Raw genomic sequence first — 19,386 nt, 5'->3', positions numbered from 1 at the left:
GGATCTCGGCAAGATCGCTCGATTGAGAGCGCTCGCGTACCTTCCTGGGCGCGGATATCTCAGCGCGGATCCGCGTCGATGTCGTTCCCAGCCGTGGGGGAGTGAAATCCTTGGTCCAACGATGAGTGAGCCATTGAACTAATCTGATAAGGCTGCGGTGCATCGGATGATGGCACGTCTCGACGGGTTCGCCCGTGGCCTTGGTCTGGACGAGGGGACCACGCGCACGATCGTTGAGACGGTGGTCGCCGACATGCCTGATCAGTCCGACGAGGAGCGCCTTGCCGAGGCGCGCCGCCGGATGATCGTGGCATCCGCGTAGCCGCATGTTCGAGGACTCGGATCCGATCGTGGAGGCCGTGACGGTGATCACGTCCCGCGGTTACACCGTCGAGCCCGACGCCGACTTCGATCGATGGCGCGTCGATGGGGGCGAATGGCTCACGGTCGGCGAACTGCTAACGCTCGCCATGCACCTTGGTCTGAACGCCGGGGTCGGCCGGTTGCAGTAGTTCGCCATGCCACAGACCTTGACCGGCTGGATCCTACTCGCGGCCATTATGGCTTCCGCAATGGGGTCGGTGATCACGACCACCAAGCTTATCCTCGTGCTGCGCGGGAGGGTGGCTTTGGACCGCAGGGACATCCACGCCGCCTATGCGTTCGGGGTGCTGCTGGCGCTCTCGACCCTGTTGTTCCTCTTCGTCGAGGGGCGGTAATTCGACGGCATGCCCACCGAGATCCGCGCCCCTCTCCGCGGCCTTCAGCTAGAAGCTCTCCGCGCCTGCGCCCTGTACCCACAGGGCATGCGGCACGGCGCGCACCCGAGCGTCATGCCGGTGCTGCGAGATCTCGGGCTCGTCGAGGAGCGGCTGATACGCGGACCGTCCGAGCGGAAGCTGTGGTTCCTGACGCAGGCCGGACGCGATCTGCTGACCGAGATCGGGATGGGCGAGCCCCAGGATTGAACGAGCAGGCAAGATAGGCGCGCCACACCGCGGCAGCGCGCCTGAGCAGGTTCCGGTCTCGGGAAGGAACGTCGGCGGAATATGGTTGTATGCGCGCCTAGAGCGTGTTATGAACCTGTCATAAGTCGTTCGGCCTGTTTCAGCATGAGACAGACGAAGGCGACCATATGAAGTCCTGCCAGCGTGCTGGCATAACGCTCGTAATCCTTGACCAGGCGCCGACAGCGCGTCGCCCAGGCGAAGGACCGCTCCACCACCCAGCGACGCGGCAGCAGGATAAACCCGCGTTTGGCCTCGGGCGCCTTGACCACCTCCAGGGCGATACCGTGCGCCTGGGCCGCGTCCGCCGCCCGCGCGCCGGTGTAGCCCTGATCGACGAAGCCCGTCTCGACGCTTCCGTCCGTCTCCGCTTGCACAGCGCCGGTCAGGCGATCGACCTCGCCGCGATCGTCGGCATCGGCCGGGGTGACATGCAGCGCCACCACGTGGCCTGGCGTGTCCACCGCCAGATGCACCTTCGAACCGCGCTTGCGCTTGGCCCCGTCGTAGCCCGCCCGCTCGCCGCTCTCGGGCGAGGACCGCAGCGTCCGGCTGTCCAGGATCACCGCAGACGGCTCCGGCTTGCGATCCCCTGCCATGCGTAGAACCGCCCGTAGATCCCCGGCCACATCGGTGAAGCACTCCGCAGCCAGCCAGCGCTGCGTCTGCTGGTACACCGCCGCCCACGGCGGCAGGTCGTGCGGCATGAACCGCCACGGCGCCCCCGTCTTCACGATGAACCGCAAGCCGTTGAACACCTCGCGCAGGTCGTGGTCACGCTGGCCCGAACTCTCCCGCAGCAGCGCCAGATACGGCGCAACCAGCGCCCATTCCTCATCGGACACGTCAGAGGGATAGCCGGCACGACCTGCGCTCATGCCCAAAAACGCAAACCTCACCCATTCAGTTCATAACAGCCTCTAGACAAGCCGCAACGATCAATAAGCCGAAGGTGTGGCTGTGTCATAGAATTGTAATCTGGGTTAGAAAGTCCCTTCGCGCTCCCGAGTGCAGCGTGGGCCTCCCGCCTTCTTCCGTGCGGTGCCAACGAACTCGGGGTCTAACGCAGGCGAGCCGGGGTTATGGTCATCGGCTGAGGGGGCAACATGGCTACGATCGAGGAACTCGCTGGGACGTTGCAGGGGCTGGCTGGACCGGGGATCAAGCGGAAGGAACTGGTCTCCGCGGTGCGTGAGAAGCACCCCAAGGCGTCCAAGAAGGACATCGTGCGGGCCGCCTTCTACGCCCTCACGAGCGCCGTGGACGGCGATCTGGAACGCGCGCAGCGGCTCCACGACTTCGCGCTCACTGAGCGGGCCTCCGAGGACGGGGAGACCCCACTTCCGGTTACGCGTCGGAAGAAGGATCGGCGTGGAGATGCCCATCGGAACCGACAGAAGGCTCACCGAGCGGCCTGAACAGGCCGAAGGGGCGGGTCATTCGATCGTCGCGGCGCGGCGCGACACGTGCCGCGCCGCTTCACTGGCTTGCCGTGAATGAACCATGCCCGAGCGCTTATGCCTCGCTCCTGTTGTAGCTCAGCGGCTTGGGAGCGGAAGGCTGAAGCAGGTGACGCCTTAGCGGGGGGTCAGTCGCCGCTCTTGTCGTTCCCCTCCCGCCTGGGGGCTGAGAACTCCTCCAGGTGGTTCGCGGCGTCGGCATACAACTCGAAGCGCCGAAGCAGAACGGCCCGCTTGGCTTCCTTCTTCGTGTCGTTCAGCTTCTCTTTTGCCCTGTCGGCCTTATCTCGAAACTTCTTAGCCAGCTTATCAAATTTTTCGTCGATTTTACCCGTGATCTCGTCGGCCTCCTGCTTCAGGATTTCTGAATAATCCTTTTTCTCGGGCTTATTATCTGGCTGCTTCATGCTCTTTTTCCTCATTCACAACTGCTCGTGATGAGGGGCGTATACCGAAGCTTGGATACCGTGTCGCCTGCCGTACAATTTGGGCCGTCCTGACACGGCCAAGGTCATCTCATCGTCGTGGCACGGGCATAGAGGACGCCCCCTCTTAACTGTGCAACCCGATGGGGACCCGTGGTCGATTGGTCTGACTACCTCGACGAGAACCGCCCGGTGACCGCCGATCAAAGCTGGATGCGGATGTACATCGCCGCGGGGCTGATCGGCATGGGGACACTCAGCGTGATCGGCGGGATGCTCCACATCCTTCCGGCCTGATGATCAGCGTGACGCAATCTGGAAGGCACCACTTCCCAGTCCGTATCCGGGGTCAGCAGAGCCAACGCGTTCCAGTCGGATCGAGCGTGTCAGGCCGCCAGCCGGTCCGGTCTCGCCCAGGCGGCCAACCGCGAATTACGGTAGCGCTGATCGGCCGTCACCTCACAGCCAACCCAGGGCGGCAGCACGACGAATTGGTCCTCGTGCTCCATCTCAATCTCAGCCAGGATCAGCCCGTCGTGGGCACCGCCGAACACGTCCAGGTCCCAGACCGCACCAGCGTGCTCGATCCGGTAACGGGTCTTCTGGATGCGGGCGTGCATCGGCACGTCGGCGAGCAGCGCCTCGCCCATCGACAACGGCACCTCGGTCTCGATCTCTTCCCGGCTGGCACCGCTCTTCGGCCCCTTCCACGTCAGGAATGCTCGGTCGCCCGCGCGGCGGACCCGGAGGGTGTTGTTGGCGTCGGTGTAGAGGTAGCCCTGGACGAGGAGCGTGCCGGATTGGCAGAGGGGCAGAACGGCAGGCGTGCAGAGAAACTTGCGCTCGATTTCGAGTGGCATGCGGTGCAGGGGCTCGTGCCGTTGCGGTCGCGTTCTTTAACTCATGTAAAGGTAGACTCGAAACAGGGCAGATGGCTCCCCCCATGGCGTCCTGTGCATGGCTTGGGGAATTGCCGATTGTGCTCGTCGGCAAGTTGCCCGCTCGGCCATCCCTGAACGAGAGGGGCTGCCGGTTTAGCCGACCGTCACTTGGGCTGGCTTGCGTCGGTGTCGGAACAGGCCACGCAGCGCCCGGAATGGCAGTAGCATCAGCTTGGCCACGCCGTGGGCGGCCATGACGACGACGACGGCCAACAGGGCCAGCAGAGTGTTCCGCATGCGGGGTACTCCTGGCGGCGTGATACCGGCGGACCGCCCCCGCCATTGTCTTCAGGAGGCGCGCCGATCGCGGCGGGACTGTGTTGCAGATACCTGTGTCCCAGGCGCATTCCTCAGTGACGCGCGAGCCTGAGGCTCGTACGCCGGATTGATGTCGCATTCGCCGAAGCGCCATGCCTATCTCGTAGCCGTGTCGCAGGAGTGCGAAGCGGTCTGTGTGTATGCGGTGTTGGCTGGGACATCGGAAGAGGCGTTGGAAGCTGTGGCTTTAGTCGCTCCGCCCGCATCGAAGCCGGAGGTCGTCGGAAGCCTGTCGCGCGCCTTGGTGAAGCGCATCCGGCTCAAGCCGGGGGAGCTACGATTGGTGTGACAGAGTCCGACCTGCTCACCGCCGATGAAGCGGCAAAGCTGCTGCGGGCCGGTCAGTGATGAAGGGGCTGGGTCTGACGTTGGTGCGCATCAAACTGTCGATGGCCGCTGTGGCCCTCGTAGTCGCAAGCATCATTGCCGTGGCCCGAGGGATCGGGCGTCTGCCGTGAACAAGTCGGGGGCCGCGAGACGGATCAAGCTCGTCCCGGCAGCGCTGATGGGCTCACGCTCACCGATCAGTGATCAGGTCGGAGAGCCTACGATCCGAAACCTTTCCGCAGATGGCTCCGTATGAGCCATCATTGCCCCCAGCGAAGGGGGAACGGAAGGAACTATGATGTTCAACACCAGCACAGGCCGCCGCGCGGCCCGGACGTTCGCCCTGACCCTCGCCCTCGGCCTGGGTGCGACCGGTGCAGCCTACGCCAAGAACCCGATGGTCGGCGGCGCGCCGATGTATGCCAGCAAGACCATCGTCGAGAACGCGGTCAACTCCAAGGACCATACCACGCTGGTCGCTGCCGTTAAAGCTGCGGGTCTCGTCGAGACGCTGAGCGGTCCCGGCCCGTTCACGGTGTTCGCACCCACGAACGCTGCCTTCGCTAAGCTACCGGCGGGCACCGTCGAGAACCTCGTCCAGCCGCAGAACAAGGCGACGCTGACCAAGATCCTGACCTACCACGTGGTTTCGGGCGTCTACACCGCCAAGGATCTGATGGCGCTGGCCAAGAAGGGCAGTGGACAGAACCAACTCACCACGGTCGAGGGCGAGCCGCTCGCCGTGGCTGTGCAGGGCAAGAAGGTCCTGATCACCGACGTGAAGGGCGGCACCACCGTGGTGACCATCCCGAACGTGATGCAGTCGAACGGCGTGATCCACGTCGTCAACGCCGTGCTGATGCCCTGATCGCGACGGCGGCGCGGCATTTGTCGCGCCGCCCTTTTTTCTACTCAGGTCGCTTCCCGCAGGCTGTCACTCGGAGCGTTCAGGCAGCGCTTTCAACAGCGCCGCGTGTAAATTCCACTGTGGCGCCACTGGGGGGATCGCGTCGAGTAGGGGTGCCAACCACCGCTCCCAGACCCGTATCTGGTCGGCCATTCGCGCATCGGTTGTAGCTTGACGCGTCACCTCTGCGCGGTCCCAAGCGTCGAGGCTGCCGAGCACGTATTCGGCGGCGCGTAGGTCAGGATCGACGCTGGCTTCTAAACTGAGGCCGCTTCCGTCTTCGATCACCGGACCTCCTCCATCGCGTATGCAGAGATCCCCGGTCTCCCATCAAATTTGATCGCCCCTGAGATCTGCCATCCGGATCCGGCCCACGATCAGGGCGGAGCCCCTGGTCGCCTAGGGATAAGCCGATCGCTCGGAGAAGAGGCCGTCAGAGGACGACACGATCCAGCGGTAGCAGCCCCGGTACACAGGGCAGGGCATCACCGCGAGCCTGTAGGAGTGGGACAAGGCGTCAGCCTCGTAATCGGGCGGAACGACAGAGGGTGAGAGGGCTCCACCGGAGCCCGCCCGATGCTGGCAGTGAGCCTCTCACATGCGATGCATGATCCGCTTGCGCAGCATGCGGCGGTGCATCATCCGCTTAAGCATCATGCGCTTCTTCATCATCATGCGGTCGCCGTGCATCATACGGACCTGCGTGACATCCGACTGGCCGGTCTGAAGACCGCTTACCGGAACTGGAGCCGCCGACACGGTGCCGACACTGAGGGTGAAGCTGCCGAGCAGGGTTGCAGCAGCGAGAGCGAAGGTCGTCTTCCTCATCATGATCTTCTGATTTCGGCGGGCGCGTCGGCCCAGAGCCAGGAAGGTTGGGGAACCGCACGCCCCGGCACGACGCCGAAGTATGGCGTCAGCAGTCCCCTACGATCGTGATCGCGCCAGAGTTTCACCGCACGAACCGATGATTGGGGCTGCGTCGGGGGCTTCATGATGAGGGAAGCTTAAGCTTACTCATAGGCTTGGTCACGTAAGAAAATTGATTTTGGCCGCAGCGGAAACTGTTGAGCGGCTGCGTTCGTATGATCGCAAATGTGTCCAATCATCGAGGTTGATGGTGAAGCAAAATTTGAAGTTATCGATGGCCCGTATTTCCGTGCCTATCCTCGCGACCGCCATCTCGGCGGGCCTCCTCTGTCCGGCTGATGCCGCTGTGAAGATACCGAACCAGTACGACGGCTCGTGGACGATCATTGCCGCGACGGCCCAGGGGCCATGCTCAGCCAGCACGAGCTATCAGGTGCAAATCAGGGGCAGCGACGCATCGATCCCCGGCGACGAGATCGACATCGCTGGCGGTGTATCTGCTCGAGGTGCGGTGAAGGCGACGATCACCAAGGGAGCTAACAGGGTGCCGATTGCCGGGAGCCTCAGCACAAAGGGCAGTGGTAGCGGCACCTGGAGCACATCCGGCGGGCTGATCGAGTGTAGCGGCAGTTGGAGCGCTAAACGGACAGGGTAGCGGAAGCTGCCCCGCACCGACTCGCGACAAAGTCAGTCAGACCGTCTTTCGCCTCGGCGCATTCTTGCTCGGCGTTGATCGCTGCCGTCCAGCGCGCAGGTTGTGAACGTCGCGGGGAGCCCTTCCGTCGTGAGCAGGTTGCTGATCCATGGCCATAGATCCTCCGCCCTGCCTCTCTGAGACAGGCCCGTTCGGCGGGGCCAACAGCCTCGAAGGTTCTCTCGCCGACGACCTCGCGTTCTGCGCTTCGTGGCTTGCAGACGAGCGGTACGTTGTCGAGGCTACCTTCGTCTTGGCTGAGGCGCGGAGGGTTCAAATGGAAGTGCTGCGGGGCGTCGCCGATGCCACTGGTGATCGGCTGGGCACGCTCCTGGATGAGCCGCTGGCCGTTGGGACGCCTCAACCCATGAAGGCACCCGTCACTCAGCCAGGAGGCTCTCAATTAGCTCCTGATGCATGCGGCTGAGCACGATGGTGCGATCGATCTCGCTCCGGACGTGCTCGGCATAGACACGCGCAGGCGAGCCTTGGGCGAGACCTGACAGGATGCGCATCTGCTGCTCGCGCCGCTCTTCCGCCTCGGCAACCTGCCGCCCTGCTTGAAAGAGCGGGTCATGCGGCAGCGCATCGGAACGGGAGAGCATAGCAGTCACGAAAGCATCCATAGCGCTGCCCCGCCGCCCATCGTCTCAGGGCTGGCGGGGCGTCGTGCCGTTCCTCACGGCGATGGGTCCGGGTACGCGACGCGGCCCAAGGTTCACAGTGGTCGAGGACGGTTATCGGATACAGAACGGCTACGCTTGAAGGGGTCTCAGATCGGGATGCCAGTCGGCAGTGCCAGTCCGTAATGCTGGGATTGGATTGGGCAAGCCATGACGATGTAGCTGCCGTGGTAATCTGGCAGTGATCTCGAATGGAAACAGGCTGCCCTCCCCGATCACGAGGCAGCCCGCCGTTCGGCGTCAACGCACAAGGCCCATCAGCCCACCCCATGCTCGGGGGCGTACTTGAACCGGGCCGATGGGTGTCCCTTGTGAGGACGTGCCATGGTGCCGTGCTGTGGCCAATTGATCAAAGCCTGAAACGAGCAAGGCCCGCCCAGGGGGACCGGGCGGGCCTAGAGCGACTTCACCGGCTAGGCCGCGCCGTGACCGACCGTGTAACGGCCCCGGCGCTACTCTTTCGATGCTCAGCCTGCAGGCCGATCGCTGCGGTCATCCTGCGCCCTCATGGTTAACGATCTATCACCGAGACCCGCTCTGTTCACAGATGCCGGTGACACACGGACGGCACCTGCGGATGTTCACGGTCACCCGCATCACCGCGTTCCAGTTTCGTTCTACATCCGGCCAAGCTCGGAGGACATCTCCGACGAAAAGACGCGCGACAGCGTCCTGTCGATGGTGAAGGCGGCAGCCAGCCTGCGACAGGGGCTTGCCAAGAACTGACTGCGTCCGCCCTCACAGATCGGCCGTGATGACCCGCGCCGTGATCACGCTGTCGGGGACGGTCATGCTGGTCGAGATCGAGGCGTTCGATCTGGATGCGGAGGCAGCGGCCTGGACATACCTCTTGTAGGCCGGACCATCCGCGGTCTGAAGCTAGGACGGAGAAGCGAACATCGGCATGGAGCATAAGCCGACGATTGATGGCTCAAGCCGGTTTGCCGGTCATCTCGAACCAGAATGAGGCGCCCGGCGTGCCAGAGTCGTTCGGGTAGAGAAACGGAATATCGGGTCCCGTTCCGCGGGCCGCGAAGACGCTCTTCACCCGCGCGCTCATCGAGGAGTCTTGGCATATGTACATGACGGGGGCCGTCACGCGGAACGGCGGAGCGCCACACATCAGCATCGCGGCAAGCAGGTACTGCTCGTTGTACAGCCGAAAATTCCAAGCCGCGGGATAGTCGTCCGGGATGAAGATGTCGTGGATCTGTACAATCACGCCGTTGGCCAGACGCGGCATCACTTCAAGGAAGAACACCGTCACATCCGAATTTGCGAATGAACGGTGTGACCCATCGAAAAACACAATGTCTCCGGCCTTCAGTTCATCGAAGATCCTCAGGTCGCAGGCTTCGAGTGGGCTGCGCACCGTCCAGTCGCAAATGGCATCGACCTCCCGGCGGGGCATCGGGTCGATCGATGTGATCCGCGTCGGGAGTTGCAGAGCGTTGATGGTGTAGCGAGCAAAGCAGGTTGAGCTACCGGAGCCGATTTCCAGGTAGCGGGCCGGTCGCTTCCAGGCGAGCATCGTCATCAGCGCCGCAGCGTCGAGCGCGGTAAACCATGTGTTGTTCCAGTGCGGTGTTACCGGATCTGCGACGTTGGCTTCGTGCGGCACCGTGTGGAGCAGGTCGGCGTGCTGCTCCAGGGCATCAAGAAAAGCATCATAGGCCGCGGTCTCTCGGGCCAGAACCGAACGAAGATGCCCATGCGGCGCGCTACCCCGCTCCCATCGAGAGGATGGCGCTACCGGGTGGTAGTCATGGACAGTGTGGCTCCAGCGAAATGGCTCCGTGCTCGCTTTGAAGATGTCTACGCCTGCACGGCGTCCGGCACTTCTGACGGCTTGCTTCAGCATGACTCCCCCCCCCCTCCAATCGGGAGAGGAAAATGCCGGGATTGCAACTTAAAGTCGAGATCGTCAGACTGTCTACGCACTCTTTGGCGGGATCGCGGTTAAGGGTAGCTTCCTCGTTTTCTGCGACATGCTTGGCGTCTCAGCCCTGATTTCGCCTATGCATTGCACCACACGCTCCCGGAACCAGATACGCCGCGCCAGCCGGTTGCTCCGAAGTGGATCGTCAGGTCGCCCACGGTCGTGGTGATACGGCCGCTGAGGCTTTGAAACGAAGGTCTGAAGACGGAAAAGCTGGTGGAGACCGGGCGCAGGGCGTCGAGCTTCTCTGGACGGTGTTCGGGCGGGGCCGCTCCCGCCGGGACCGTTATGACTTGCTGATGCGAACGGGGCTGCCTTCTTCGTGAGCCTCGCTCAACCTTTCACCTTCACCTCACGGCCATCGTCGGTCCGACAGGAATGCCATGACACGTGACGATATCCTCGCCGTCCTCTGGTACGGGCGAGACCCGTTCGCGAATCCGCCCGCCGAACTTCGACCGCTCGATCTCCAAGGATGGCGCAGCCAGCATGTCTTCCTCGACGACGCAGTTCGCGAATGGCGGCCGAGCGTCATCGTGGAGGTTGGCGCATGGAAGGGCGCGAGCGCCCTCTACATGGCCAAGGCGATGGTTGAGTACGAGATCGCGGGCACGGTGATCGCGGTCGATACGTGGCTTGGCGCCGTCGATCATTGGGCCGACCCCAGCCTCTTCGCGGAACTCGCGACGGACCATGGCTACCCGAGTTTGTACCGAACGTTCCTAGCAAACGTGTTACGCGAAGGACTGGCCGATCGCGTGGTGCCCCTGCCCCTCGACTCGGTGAATGCGGCCGAGTTGATGCGCCTTCGCGGGGTGCAGGCTGACGTGATCCACCTCGACGCGGGCCATGAGCAGGCTTCCGTCGCCGCCGATCTCGCGGCGTGGTGGCAGGTGCTACGTCCCGGCGGCCTGTTCATCGTCGATGACTATGACCCAACGGGCGGGAGTTTTCCCGGTGTCCAGCGGGCAGTTGACGCGTTCTGCGCCGAGCACGCGATCAAGGGGCCGTGGCCGTTGCGGGGGAAGTGCAAATTCTTGAAGCCCGCAATCTGACGCCGTCACGATCTTGCACGGCGTGGCGGTCACCCGCGGGCGTTCTCGTAGGGCATGCACTCTGAGAACAGCTTCAGCGCATCGAAGCGCTGGTTCTAGCCCACTCTGTGGCGATGATTGCCCGTCGTGCGTCTGCGTAGGCTGGTGATAGTTCTCCGATCTTCCGGAGGACGGTCCGCATCATGTCAGAGCCTCCCGAAGATGCGAGCGCTCGGCCATGTCGCCGGATCGCGGTCCGATAATGACTGGCCTCGGGGGCACTCGGCGTGCGCTCGATGGCCAGGACCAAAGCTGCGAGAGCACCGACCGCGGCATCGACCTCGGAGAGGTCCGGTCGGATACGTGGCGTCTCCTTTAACGGCATGGTGTTCCTCGGAGTGGCGGTGTGATGTCCGAGGACGTAGAGGCAGAGTTCGTGCCGGGGGCGCCGAGATGTCGGGCCGCCCTTAGAACGTGTTCATCGTTTGGAGCGATCCGATACCTACGCCGCTTTAAGCTGCTGCGCGGGTTCCACGTCCTCGCAAGAGGGGACGTAGGCGCACCAGCCGCACACGCCCTTATCGGCAGCCTTCGGAGCGTTCCTCTGCGAGCACTCCGGGCAGACCTTCAACACGATTTGGGTGCCGTGGACGAACGCTCGGCCGCGACCACGGAAGGTGGCGGCGCCTTGAGGGAGCTTTTTCAACATAGGTAGTCCCTGCGTGCTACCGCAGGTTGATGTCAACGGGCGTTTAAGGGGTCCAGCCCTGCTCTTCCAGCAGGTCTATGAACGGGGACGACCTATGACGCGAAACCAACCGCTGTGAATTGGCGGGTGCGGCGCTCTCAAGCCTTGGAACTGATTGCCCGCGATCTAAGTCCCACGCGCTGATGACCCACGTGTGGCGTGCCAAACGCATCGGCCCCCAGCACTCTTGTGAACCCGGTTGAGAGGCGATGCAGGATAGCAACAAACAGGACGACGAACGCGACGCATCGCGTCCACATATTGAGACGACCAACCCTCTGATCCTGAAACTTGATAGCCTCGCCAAGCTGACCGATTCCGACCGGGATGTGCTGGGGTGCATCAGCGCCAACCCGCAGGCCGTTGGGGCGGGGACCGACTTGATCCGCGTCGGCGACAAGCCCGACGGTGTCTACCTGATCCTGGACGGCATCGCCTGCCGCTACACGATGCGGGCGAACGGCGCCCGCCAGATCATGGCCTACCTCATCCCCGGCGACTATTGTGACCTCGACGTGGCGATGCTCGCGCGCATGGATCATTCGATCGGCACGCTGTCGGCGTGCAAGGTGGTGCGCATCGATCTTGCAACCATCCAGGACCTGCTCCGGCATCATCCCGACATCACCCACGCCCTGCGGCTCGCCACCCTCGTGGACGAAGCGACCCTGCGCGAATGGGTCGTGAACCTCGGGCGCCGGAATGCCGAGGAGCGCATCGCGCATTTGATGTGCGAGTTGCTGCTGCGGCTGCGTGCAGTCGGCCGGGCGACCGAGGATGGTTTCGCCCTGCCGGTCACGCAGGCGGATCTGGCCGACACCACCGGTCAGAACACCGTGCAGGTGAACCGCGCTTTGGCGAGCCTGCAAAAGCAGGGGCTGATCGCGTTCTCGGAGAGTCGGGTGGAGATCTTGGATCTGGCTCGGCTGGAAGCCCTGGCCGAGTTCAGGCCGGATTACCTCCACCTCGGAGCGAGGGTCGCAGCATGAGCTTGCGCCTCCAACCTGTGCAGGTTGCCACCGGCAGCGACGATCAGGAGAGCCAACTGGTCTTCCACGAGGGCTTCCTGGTGGCGGTGCTCGTCCGGCTCTCGGACATGCACGAGACCGACGCGGGCAAGTGGTATCTGGAGGTGGGCTTCGGGCGGGTCGCCGATCTGAGCCCGCCGCTGTTCGTAGACCTCGATCACGCACAGGGCTGGATCGCCGACAAGCTCGGATTGATCGCCTCCAGAACCGCGACGTAGACACATGCATATGTTAGGAATTGGTGACCGGGGTCATTGCACTCTTGCTCGTAGGACGAGACTGCGATGACCGATTTACCCCATCCGTCTGATGCCAATCCGATCTTGCGAAAGGTGGAGAGCATCGCGCTCTTCAAACTGTCTGAGGAGGAGCGGGCGGCACTCATCGCCTTGCCGATGCAGGAGGCGCAGTTCGACGCTTACCAGGACATCGTTCGCGAGGGGGATCGCCCGTCCCGCTGCTTTGCGGTGCTGGATGGCTTCGTTTCCACGTACAAGACCACTCTCTCGGGCAAACGGCAGATCGCGGCCTACCACGTCCCCGGCGACGTACCCGACATCCAGAGCCTGCACTTGAAGGTGCTCGACAACAGCATCTCTGCTGTTGGTCCGTGCAGGCTCGGCTTCGTCCAACACGACTCCTTGCGGGCGCTGTTTCAGGCCCATCCTCGCATCGGCGCCGCGTTCTGGCGGATCTCACTGATCGATGCCGCGTTCGTTCGCGAATGGATGCTCAACACCGGCAGGCGCGAAGCCTATGCCCGCATGGCGCATTTGTTCGTCGAGTTAGTTACGCGCTTGGACGTAGTCGGGCTGGCTCCGGACCGAAGCTGCCCGTTGCCGATGACGCAGCCCGAACTCGCTGATGCCCTCGGGATCACGCCAGTCCACGTCAACCGAACCCTTGGCGATCTAAGGGACGCTGGGCTGGTCACCGTGCGCAACAGGCGCCTGACGGTCCTTAACTGGGATGGTCTGGTAGCTGCCGGGGAGTTCGATCCGACCTACCTGCACCTGGGTAGCCAGGACGAAGAGTAAATCTCTCGCGACTGACTCGGCCCCGTCGCCCGATCTGATCACGGGCTGACGGGGGAGGTCGTCTATCTCACCTGCGTCCCGATAAGGTGCCGGGATCTGGTTAGCGCACCGTGATCGGCGATGGCTTTGCGCTGTGTTGGAACAGGCCACGCAGCGCACGGAACGGCAGCAGCACCAGCTTGGCCACGCCGTGGGCGGCCATGACGACGACGACGGCCAGAAGGGCCAGCAGAGTGTTCCGCATGCGGGGTACTCCTGGCGGCGTGATACCGGCGGACCGCCCCCGCCATTGCCTTCAGGAGGCGCGCCGATCGCGGCGGGACTGTGATGAAGCTAGGCGGTTGTCCTTAATCCAAATCGTCGGCTCGACCATCCCGGCGAGCGCCGCGGGCGACGACGACCAGGGCATCATCGGCCAAGGGCCGCTGAAGATCCTTCGCTTCCGGCCAGGGCGCCGACAGCCACGTCGCCCACTGCTCCGGCTTCGTAAGGATCACCGGCATCGCCTTCGGATGCACGGCGCCAACCTCGGCGTTCGGCTCGGTGGTCAGGAAGGCGTAGAGGTCGTCCGTTGTCTCGCCGTCCTTGACCTTACGCACGCTCTGCCAGCCCTCGGTCAGGATGCCCGCGAAGCAGGTGAGAAGCCGATCCTCCGTCAGAGCGAACCATACCGGCGGGTGCGAGCCGTCTGCGGCCTTCTCGTTCTCGGAAAAGCTCGTGAACGGCACGAGGCAGCGGTGCTCGGGCGAGAGCCAGCGGCGCCAGTGCGGCGAGGCCGTGTTGCGCACATTGGTGATGCCGGGATCGACCTTCTTCCCCTTCAACGCGAAGGCCGGGGAGGGCATGCCCCAGCGCATCATCGACAAGGCACGGGCGGCGTCGCGCATGCGGATCACGGGAGCCGAGGTGTTGGGGAATATACCCGGCAGCGGGGGCAGGTTGCCGGTGTCATCGCGCTCGGCGCCGAACACCCGGCCGATCTCCGACTGCCCACGGACCAAGCTGTACAGGTTGCACATTCGGCTCGCTCGCCAACGCCGCGGTGGAGATTGGGACCCCGAGACGACGATCGCTGCCCCGCCGCCCATCGTTTCAGGGCTGGCGGGGTTCGATGCCGTTCCTCACGGCAATGGGGCCGGGTACGTGACGTGGCCCAAGCTGCACAGTGATCGAGGACGGTTATCGGAGACAGAACGGCTGCGCTTGAGGCGATCCCGGAACGGGAATGACGGTCGGCAGCGGTAGTTGGTCCAGCCCGCGATTGGACGGACTGCCACTTGCCATAGTTCTACATCCTAGCCGTTCCACCGGGGGCGGCGGCATGGTGCTCAAGCGGCAGATTGCCGTGGCGTTCGGGGGACAGGGGCGGTAGCGGACGAGCAGCGAGTTGCGTCGAGGCGTACTTCCGGTGCCAATTCGCGCAGTGAGTTATGCCGCTGATCTGAATCGTTCCGGTCAGGAAGACGAGCGCCCCGGCGCCTACCATGGTGCCGACGAAGCCGAGCCAGAGCGCTTCGTGTACGCCCTCCTTCCGCGCTGAGGCACGTTCCCATTGCGCGGGTACGAACGCCTGTTCGGCGACGAGGATCAGGCAGGACCAAAGCATGGCAGTTCGCTAAATGCTCGGCGCGGGGGCCTGTTCCGCAGGTTTGCATGTAGCGGTAAACCGTCTGTGTGCGGTCCGACCTACCGCCCGTGAAGTGGCGCCCCGTGGATTGCAGCGGTATCCTAGTCGAAGGCTACCGAGTGCCATGACACGGTAACCGCATGAGGCTCGATCCGGCGTCATTCATCCTGACGGCCGCGTGAGCGCAGGGCATGTCACATGACTTGGGAGCCCGAACCAATCACCGTCACGGACCTCGGCAACGAACGCTTGCGCATCCGGGTCCAGGCGTCACCGCGCGATGGCGTAGAGTTCAGCGCGGTGCTCGGCCTTCCGGTGAAGGTGAGTGGACATCTCTACCGCGTATCCCTGGTGTCGGCAGTCCCTGGTTCCGGGCGAGCCAACGTCCCGGAGCTTCTCGACCTGACGCTCAGGCTCGTGGACGACGATTAGGCACCTGAAGCAGAGACCCCAACAGCGTACATTCCCGAAGACGCTGAAGGTTCTGCTCGACGCCGGACTGATTGAGGACACCGGCAGGGAGATCCGGCGCGACGCCTTCGGTTCCTACCGGGTGCCGACCTACGAGATGCCGATCCCGGTCCACATGCAATGGTGGTGCTCCGCCGTCGCCGCCACCGACGAGGAGATGGCCGAGTTCGCCACGATAGAGACCGTAGCTTGAGCGCCCCCGGCATCGATCCCCCTACCGTCGCCTCGATCATCACCCTCGTGCAGGACATCGAGCACCACGGGCCGAACGCCCCGGCCGCCCTCGCCTTCAGTGGCTCTCCGTCGCAAGAGCATCGAGGCTGATCATGCCGGTGGTCTGGCGGCTCTCGACGATCTGCTGCACGCGGTCGTCGCCGCCGATCCAAGTCGCGCCGACAACAGGACGGCGATCATCTGGACCGCCTGGGCAGATCTACTGCCCGGCGCAAAGGGCAGGGCACGGGCATGATGGTGCTCATGGAAACGGCGGGGCTCGCACCCCGCCGCCGATCCATCAAATCATCTCCGGCGATGGCTCAAGCCACCCGCCGGTCAGCAGCGCTAGAGGCCGAGTATCTGGCTGGCCGAGCCAATGAACGTCATCACGAGGCCGCAGGCGAACGCCCCAATCATCGCGTAAGAGAAGCCCTTTAGGATCATGGTGGGCAGTCCTTCCGATCGGTGTCAGGGTTCAGTGGCGGGACCGTTCAAATCCGTTTGGTGCGAGGTGGTAGCCGAACGGTCGCACGCCGGTCGAGCGCTCATGGTGCGCCGCAAACGTTAACTGAGCAAGTGCAGCAATGATCCCTCGCGAAATCGCTGCCAAGCTCGCCAAGATCATCCCGCGCCTCGCGACCGAGCACGAGGGCGAGGTGGTCAACGCGGTCGGCGCGATCAGCCGGATCCTGGTCGGCGCTGGTCTCGACTGGCACGTGCTTGCTAAGGTGATCGAGGAGGCAGGCAGCCCTCAGGCCGCGCCGTTCGACTTGTCCGAGGCCGCGGACTTCGATCCGGGTCAGGCCGCCTCACAACGCCGCCAGAAGCCGAAGTCCGACCCTGATGCGCCTGACGCGGCGTCCCACCGTGGGGGGCTACCGATCTGGTGCACGAAGAAGATCGAGCCCTGGTGGGTTATCGCTGGATACTGCCTCCAAATGGACTGGACCCTCCCGAAGGCGTTCGGGGGCAAGTCCCTCGCAAGGGCCGACAAGGACCGGCTCCGCGCCGTTCAGAGGCTCGGCACCGTCACCAACGCCGACGCCGACTGGATCGAGAGCATCGTCGCTCGATGCCATGCCGCCCGCGATGCGTGGCGCGCCCGAGATCGGAAGGCCGCAGCATGACCCAGATTGGTCCGCCCATGTCAGCCATTAACTCGCCGCTAACCATGTTGGGTCATCCTGCGGACAGGATGGGGCGCGACCTCCATTCGCTCTCGGGAAGCCCCGCCGTGATCTCAACACGCGGCGGGGCTTTTCGCGTCCGGCTGGTCGGCAGCCGACGAACGCTGGCAAGATCGCCGCCTTCAACGCTGTTGCCCCCGACCTACCCGTATCAACCGCCCCACGAAACGGCGCATCGTCGCGACATGTTCTTCGTCGTGCCGCTCACTGCGCGTCGCCATTCGTCGAAGAACATGTCGATCGCGGTGCTGACGACGATCCGGCTCTGAGCGCATCTGCACGCAGTTCTTCGCCGTGCGGATTACCGGCGACCGCGCTCAGCCCGTCGAGCCGCAGTGGGTGGCGTTCGAACGAGGTCGAAGCGCCGCGATAAAATGGGTCAGGTCTGGGGCGTGCCGGTCTGGGCGTTCAAGGCGAAGGGCGAATAATCGTCGTTCGGCACAGAGGTCTTATCTCTGTCGCGCTGCCGGATCTCCTCCTCTAACGCCACTGTTCCTTCATGCAGGCCAGCACATAGACGGTCCGCATGCATCGCTCTGTTTCGACCTGAGAGCGCGCACTGCTCATGCAGGCGTCCACCCCCGACGAGAGCAGCAAGCGATCAACGTCTTTCGCGCTGGCGCAGGAGAAGATAGGCTGAAAGCCTTCGAACCTGCTCATTTGCCAGAAGATCGCAACGACCGACAGCAGGCAGAACGAGCAGACCATCAGCCTGCTATCGTAGAACCAGTGCCTGCCATTGGTGGTCATGGTCGTAAGCTCGCTCACTCCCTCACCGGGTGCGCGACCAGGATCGCGCATTTGATCGCCGCCCGCTTGATACCGGCTTTGGCAGTTGGCTCTTTAAGAATGGCTGATGCGTGTCGATCTGCTCGCGCAGCCACGGTGAGGTCACAGCCCAGCCTTCCTGCCAAGGATCTCGCTGAACGGGATCCGCCACAGGATGCGCCCTGCCTCATCCGCAATCTCGAAAGCGTAGCCCTGGGGAATACCGCCCGCGTGCACGAGTTCGGTCGTTAATTCAGGGATGGCTCTGCAAGCCTCGATATACGCGATCTCAGCGCTCGCGAACTCAAGCCCAGTGTCGTCAGGCATCAGCCCACGTCGCGACCGCAAATCGAAGAAAAACAGCGGCATCGGCGCCATCCCAGGTGCGCCCCTTCAGAAAAACCTGAATTGGCTGATCTGGTTACGAGAACGTGACGAAATGTACGGAGGCAGTCGCAGGTTGATGCGGCTTCAAGCGAATTACCTGACTAACCCCTGAGATCCGCCGCGTCTTCCTCGTCCGCACCGGTCTTCCAGGCGGCGTAGAGAGGGGGCAACTCGGATGGCACAACGCGATGATGCCTTTGAGGGTAAACGTAATTTTTGATGGAGTTCTTCCACGACGAAGGTCGTCGTAGATTGCGGATTCACTGGCCGCAGGCGTCCTCAGTGCGACCTTCGAGAGGTCCAAGGATTTTCTATGCTGCGATACGACGCCGCATCGCTGGAACCCGAGAAAGCAACACTCCGCGCAGCATGCTCCGCAGGACACAGTAGGCATTGCGGGCCTGCCCGATGCTCCTTGTGGCGTCGAGGACGAGTGCGTGCTGCTCCTGCATCCATTCAGGTGCATCCAGGACCCCGCTTAAGCCGCGTCAGCTTCTAATTCTGTTGTGGGAGACGGCTGATCGCGGCTGAGGCAAAACCCTGATCCGCAGGCCCGAGCCGCTCGTATCTTCGGGCAAAGGTGTCGATAAGCAAAGGGCAGCACCGCTCGCACATCGCCGTTGGTGTCGTGTATCGCTCAGTGCATCGTTTGGTCTGACGGACGCTCGGGTGTCGGGTCCTCTGCCAGTGATGCAGAGATTTGCCGACCAAGCTCGTACAGCAGACCCTCGATCAAAGGGCGAACCTGCCTCGCGGTTTCGTCATCAAGGCCACGACCTATCTCCTCAATCTCCAGAGCGCGCTCGGCTATGGACTCCAGGAGCGGACCAGATACCTCGGGGGTGGTTAGGAACCGGGCTGGCCCGTCAGTGTGCCCGTCACGTCGGCTGTCGGTTACGTCGATGACGATGCCCCGCCCGAACATCCGGCCATTCGCATCTCGCCAGAACTGACCGCGTGCCAGCACCCAGCGCACGACCCCCGGCGCTGGTACGACGCGGTGCTCCCAGACGAAAACACCCCCCTCCTCGCGTATGCGGCGGCGACGTTCCTGACCCTGGGCCAGATCATCCGGGTGGATGGCCGACAGAAAGCGTGAGATCGGAACGCCTTCCTCAGCCTCTGCCTCTGACCAGCCGAAGAGACGGGCTACTACCGCATCACCACGCGTCAGGTCGGCTTCGAGATCAGTCTCCCAGACGCCGATGCTGGGCGCAGCGAGCGTCAGAGAGCGTGACCACAGGGCGCTTTCAGGTGACTTACGCGGCATGCACGATCCGACGCTTTCGCAATTCGACCAACGAACAGCATC

Annotated in this window: 28 protein-coding genes; 15 read left to right on the top strand and 13 right to left on the bottom strand. The window is 63.5% G+C overall.

Going from position 1 to position 19,386, the window contains the following annotated elements:
* Positions 1-166 precede the first annotated feature (166 nt).
* The 4 genes from ACYQPG_RS15980 to ACYQPG_RS15965 are packed head-to-tail and all read left to right on the top strand — an operon-like array spanning position 167 to position 968.
* Positions 167-322, top strand: coding sequence for a hypothetical protein (locus ACYQPG_RS15980; protein WP_246692728.1), 156 nt, complete (start codon positions 167-169; stop codon positions 320-322).
* Between the two features lie 4 nt (positions 323-326).
* Positions 327-512, top strand: a complete 186-nt coding sequence (locus tag ACYQPG_RS15975) for a hypothetical protein (RefSeq protein ID WP_147939605.1) — start codon at positions 327-329, stop codon at positions 510-512.
* A gap of 6 nt (positions 513-518) precedes the next feature.
* Entirely contained in the window at positions 519-719 is a 201-nt protein-coding gene (locus ACYQPG_RS15970) for a hypothetical protein (protein WP_147939606.1), read from the top strand.
* A gap of 9 nt (positions 720-728) precedes the next feature.
* Positions 729-968 carry a hypothetical protein gene (locus ACYQPG_RS15965; RefSeq protein WP_147939607.1) on the top strand — a complete coding sequence of 80 codons (240 nt, stop codon included), beginning with the start codon at positions 729-731 and terminating at the stop codon, positions 966-968.
* Positions 969-1,075: 107 nt separating this feature from the next.
* Here the strand turns inward: ACYQPG_RS15965 and ACYQPG_RS15960 are convergent, their stop codons facing one another.
* On the bottom strand, positions 1,076-1,885 hold the full coding sequence (locus ACYQPG_RS15960; RefSeq protein ID WP_461230899.1) for an IS5 family transposase: 810 nt from the start codon (positions 1,883-1,885) through the stop codon (positions 1,076-1,078).
* A 228-nt stretch (positions 1,886-2,113) separates the two neighbouring features.
* On the opposite strand from ACYQPG_RS15960, the gene ACYQPG_RS15955 reads away from it, so the two are divergent.
* Positions 2,114-2,425 (top strand): hypothetical protein, encoded by a 312-nt coding sequence (locus ACYQPG_RS15955; protein ID WP_147939608.1) that lies wholly within the window; start codon positions 2,114-2,116, stop codon positions 2,423-2,425.
* Positions 2,426-2,595: 170 nt separating this feature from the next.
* Here ACYQPG_RS15955 and ACYQPG_RS15950 read toward each other — a convergent pair whose 3' ends face one another.
* Positions 2,596-2,874, bottom strand: coding sequence for a hypothetical protein (locus tag ACYQPG_RS15950; RefSeq protein WP_147939609.1), 279 nt, complete (start codon positions 2,872-2,874; stop codon positions 2,596-2,598).
* Between the two features lie 171 nt (positions 2,875-3,045).
* Between ACYQPG_RS15950 and ACYQPG_RS15945 the strand changes: the two genes are divergently transcribed.
* The gene (locus tag ACYQPG_RS15945; RefSeq protein ID WP_187278440.1) at positions 3,046-3,189 is read left to right on the top strand and encodes a hypothetical protein; all 144 of its coding nucleotides are present in this window, start codon (positions 3,046-3,048) and stop codon (positions 3,187-3,189) included.
* 89 nt (positions 3,190-3,278) lie between these two features.
* Here the strand turns inward: ACYQPG_RS15945 and ACYQPG_RS15940 are convergent, their stop codons facing one another.
* Both ACYQPG_RS15940 and ACYQPG_RS15935 read right to left on the bottom strand, forming a co-directional pair.
* Positions 3,279-3,752, bottom strand: coding sequence for a CYTH domain-containing protein (locus ACYQPG_RS15940; RefSeq protein WP_461231222.1), 474 nt, complete (start codon positions 3,750-3,752; stop codon positions 3,279-3,281).
* A 174-nt stretch (positions 3,753-3,926) separates the two neighbouring features.
* Positions 3,927-4,070 carry a hypothetical protein gene (locus ACYQPG_RS15935; protein WP_187278441.1) on the bottom strand — a complete coding sequence of 48 codons (144 nt, stop codon included), beginning with the start codon at positions 4,068-4,070 and terminating at the stop codon, positions 3,927-3,929.
* Between the two features lie 706 nt (positions 4,071-4,776).
* Here ACYQPG_RS15935 and ACYQPG_RS15930 point away from each other — a divergent pair.
* Complete coding sequence (locus ACYQPG_RS15930) at positions 4,777-5,346, top strand: fasciclin domain-containing protein (protein ID WP_461231221.1); 570 nt, start codon at positions 4,777-4,779, stop codon at positions 5,344-5,346.
* A gap of 66 nt (positions 5,347-5,412) precedes the next feature.
* On the opposite strand, the gene ACYQPG_RS15925 is transcribed toward ACYQPG_RS15930, so the two are convergent.
* Complete coding sequence (locus tag ACYQPG_RS15925) at positions 5,413-5,673, bottom strand: hypothetical protein (RefSeq protein ID WP_147939613.1); 261 nt, start codon at positions 5,671-5,673, stop codon at positions 5,413-5,415.
* A gap of 306 nt (positions 5,674-5,979) precedes the next feature.
* Positions 5,980-6,213 (bottom strand): hypothetical protein, encoded by a 234-nt coding sequence (locus tag ACYQPG_RS15920; RefSeq protein ID WP_419829792.1) that lies wholly within the window; start codon positions 6,211-6,213, stop codon positions 5,980-5,982.
* 220 nt (positions 6,214-6,433) lie between these two features.
* On the opposite strand from ACYQPG_RS15920, the gene ACYQPG_RS15915 reads away from it, so the two are divergent.
* Positions 6,434-6,910, top strand: coding sequence for a heme utilization protein (locus ACYQPG_RS15915; RefSeq protein ID WP_246692729.1), 477 nt, complete (start codon positions 6,434-6,436; stop codon positions 6,908-6,910).
* Between the two features lie 419 nt (positions 6,911-7,329).
* Here the strand turns inward: ACYQPG_RS15915 and ACYQPG_RS15910 are convergent, their stop codons facing one another.
* Positions 7,330-7,575 carry a hypothetical protein gene (locus tag ACYQPG_RS15910; protein ID WP_419829791.1) on the bottom strand — a complete coding sequence of 82 codons (246 nt, stop codon included), beginning with the start codon at positions 7,573-7,575 and terminating at the stop codon, positions 7,330-7,332.
* 988 nt (positions 7,576-8,563) lie between these two features.
* Entirely contained in the window at positions 8,564-9,493 is a 930-nt protein-coding gene (locus ACYQPG_RS15905) for a class I SAM-dependent methyltransferase (protein WP_419829790.1), read from the bottom strand.
* A 461-nt stretch (positions 9,494-9,954) separates the two neighbouring features.
* Between ACYQPG_RS15905 and ACYQPG_RS15900 the strand changes: the two genes are divergently transcribed.
* The 4 genes from ACYQPG_RS15900 to ACYQPG_RS15885 all read left to right on the top strand — a co-directional run bounded on the left by ACYQPG_RS15900 (position 9,955) and on the right by ACYQPG_RS15885 (position 13,418).
* Entirely contained in the window at positions 9,955-10,626 is a 672-nt protein-coding gene (locus ACYQPG_RS15900) for a class I SAM-dependent methyltransferase (protein ID WP_419829789.1), read from the top strand.
* Between the two features lie 936 nt (positions 10,627-11,562).
* Positions 11,563-12,342 carry a Crp/Fnr family transcriptional regulator gene (locus tag ACYQPG_RS15895; protein ID WP_147939618.1) on the top strand — a complete coding sequence of 260 codons (780 nt, stop codon included), beginning with the start codon at positions 11,563-11,565 and terminating at the stop codon, positions 12,340-12,342.
* On the top strand, positions 12,339-12,599 hold the full coding sequence (locus tag ACYQPG_RS15890) for a hypothetical protein (RefSeq protein WP_461231220.1): 261 nt from the start codon (positions 12,339-12,341) through the stop codon (positions 12,597-12,599). The genes ACYQPG_RS15895 and ACYQPG_RS15890 overlap by 4 nt, the downstream gene beginning before the upstream one ends.
* A gap of 66 nt (positions 12,600-12,665) precedes the next feature.
* The gene (locus ACYQPG_RS15885; RefSeq protein ID WP_147939620.1) at positions 12,666-13,418 is read left to right on the top strand and encodes a Crp/Fnr family transcriptional regulator; all 753 of its coding nucleotides are present in this window, start codon (positions 12,666-12,668) and stop codon (positions 13,416-13,418) included.
* A 100-nt stretch (positions 13,419-13,518) separates the two neighbouring features.
* Here the strand turns inward: ACYQPG_RS15885 and ACYQPG_RS15880 are convergent, their stop codons facing one another.
* Entirely contained in the window at positions 13,519-13,662 is a 144-nt protein-coding gene (locus ACYQPG_RS15880; protein ID WP_187278442.1) for a hypothetical protein, read from the bottom strand.
* A gap of 103 nt (positions 13,663-13,765) precedes the next feature.
* A complete protein-coding gene (locus tag ACYQPG_RS15875; RefSeq protein ID WP_461231219.1) occupies positions 13,766-14,437 on the bottom strand; it encodes an SOS response-associated peptidase in 672 nt (223 codons plus the stop codon).
* 806 nt (positions 14,438-15,243) lie between these two features.
* On the opposite strand from ACYQPG_RS15875, the gene ACYQPG_RS15870 reads away from it, so the two are divergent.
* The 3 genes from ACYQPG_RS15870 to ACYQPG_RS15860 all read left to right on the top strand — a co-directional run bounded on the left by ACYQPG_RS15870 (position 15,244) and on the right by ACYQPG_RS15860 (position 17,188).
* Entirely contained in the window at positions 15,244-15,477 is a 234-nt protein-coding gene (locus tag ACYQPG_RS15870) for a hypothetical protein (RefSeq protein WP_461231218.1), read from the top strand.
* Positions 15,478-16,316: 839 nt separating this feature from the next.
* Complete coding sequence (locus tag ACYQPG_RS15865) at positions 16,317-16,859, top strand: hypothetical protein (RefSeq protein ID WP_461231217.1); 543 nt, start codon at positions 16,317-16,319, stop codon at positions 16,857-16,859.
* A complete protein-coding gene (locus ACYQPG_RS15860) occupies positions 16,856-17,188 on the top strand; it encodes a hypothetical protein (protein ID WP_461231216.1) in 333 nt (110 codons plus the stop codon). The genes ACYQPG_RS15865 and ACYQPG_RS15860 overlap by 4 nt, the downstream gene beginning before the upstream one ends.
* A gap of 211 nt (positions 17,189-17,399) precedes the next feature.
* Here the strand turns inward: ACYQPG_RS15860 and ACYQPG_RS15855 are convergent, their stop codons facing one another.
* The 3 genes from ACYQPG_RS15855 to ACYQPG_RS15845 all read right to left on the bottom strand — a co-directional run bounded on the left by ACYQPG_RS15855 (position 17,400) and on the right by ACYQPG_RS15845 (position 19,344).
* On the bottom strand, positions 17,400-17,669 hold the full coding sequence (locus ACYQPG_RS15855; RefSeq protein WP_147939636.1) for a hypothetical protein: 270 nt from the start codon (positions 17,667-17,669) through the stop codon (positions 17,400-17,402).
* Positions 17,670-17,810: 141 nt separating this feature from the next.
* Positions 17,811-18,056, bottom strand: a complete 246-nt coding sequence (locus tag ACYQPG_RS15850) for a DUF6894 family protein (protein ID WP_147939625.1) — start codon at positions 18,054-18,056, stop codon at positions 17,811-17,813.
* A gap of 655 nt (positions 18,057-18,711) precedes the next feature.
* Positions 18,712-19,344, bottom strand: a complete 633-nt coding sequence (locus tag ACYQPG_RS15845) for a PAS domain-containing protein (protein ID WP_419829785.1) — start codon at positions 19,342-19,344, stop codon at positions 18,712-18,714.
* Positions 19,345-19,386: the final 42 nt, after the last annotated feature.

The organism is Methylobacterium sp. CM6246 (genome assembly GCF_054818005.1).
This window is presented reverse-complemented; position numbering and strand designations above follow the sequence as displayed.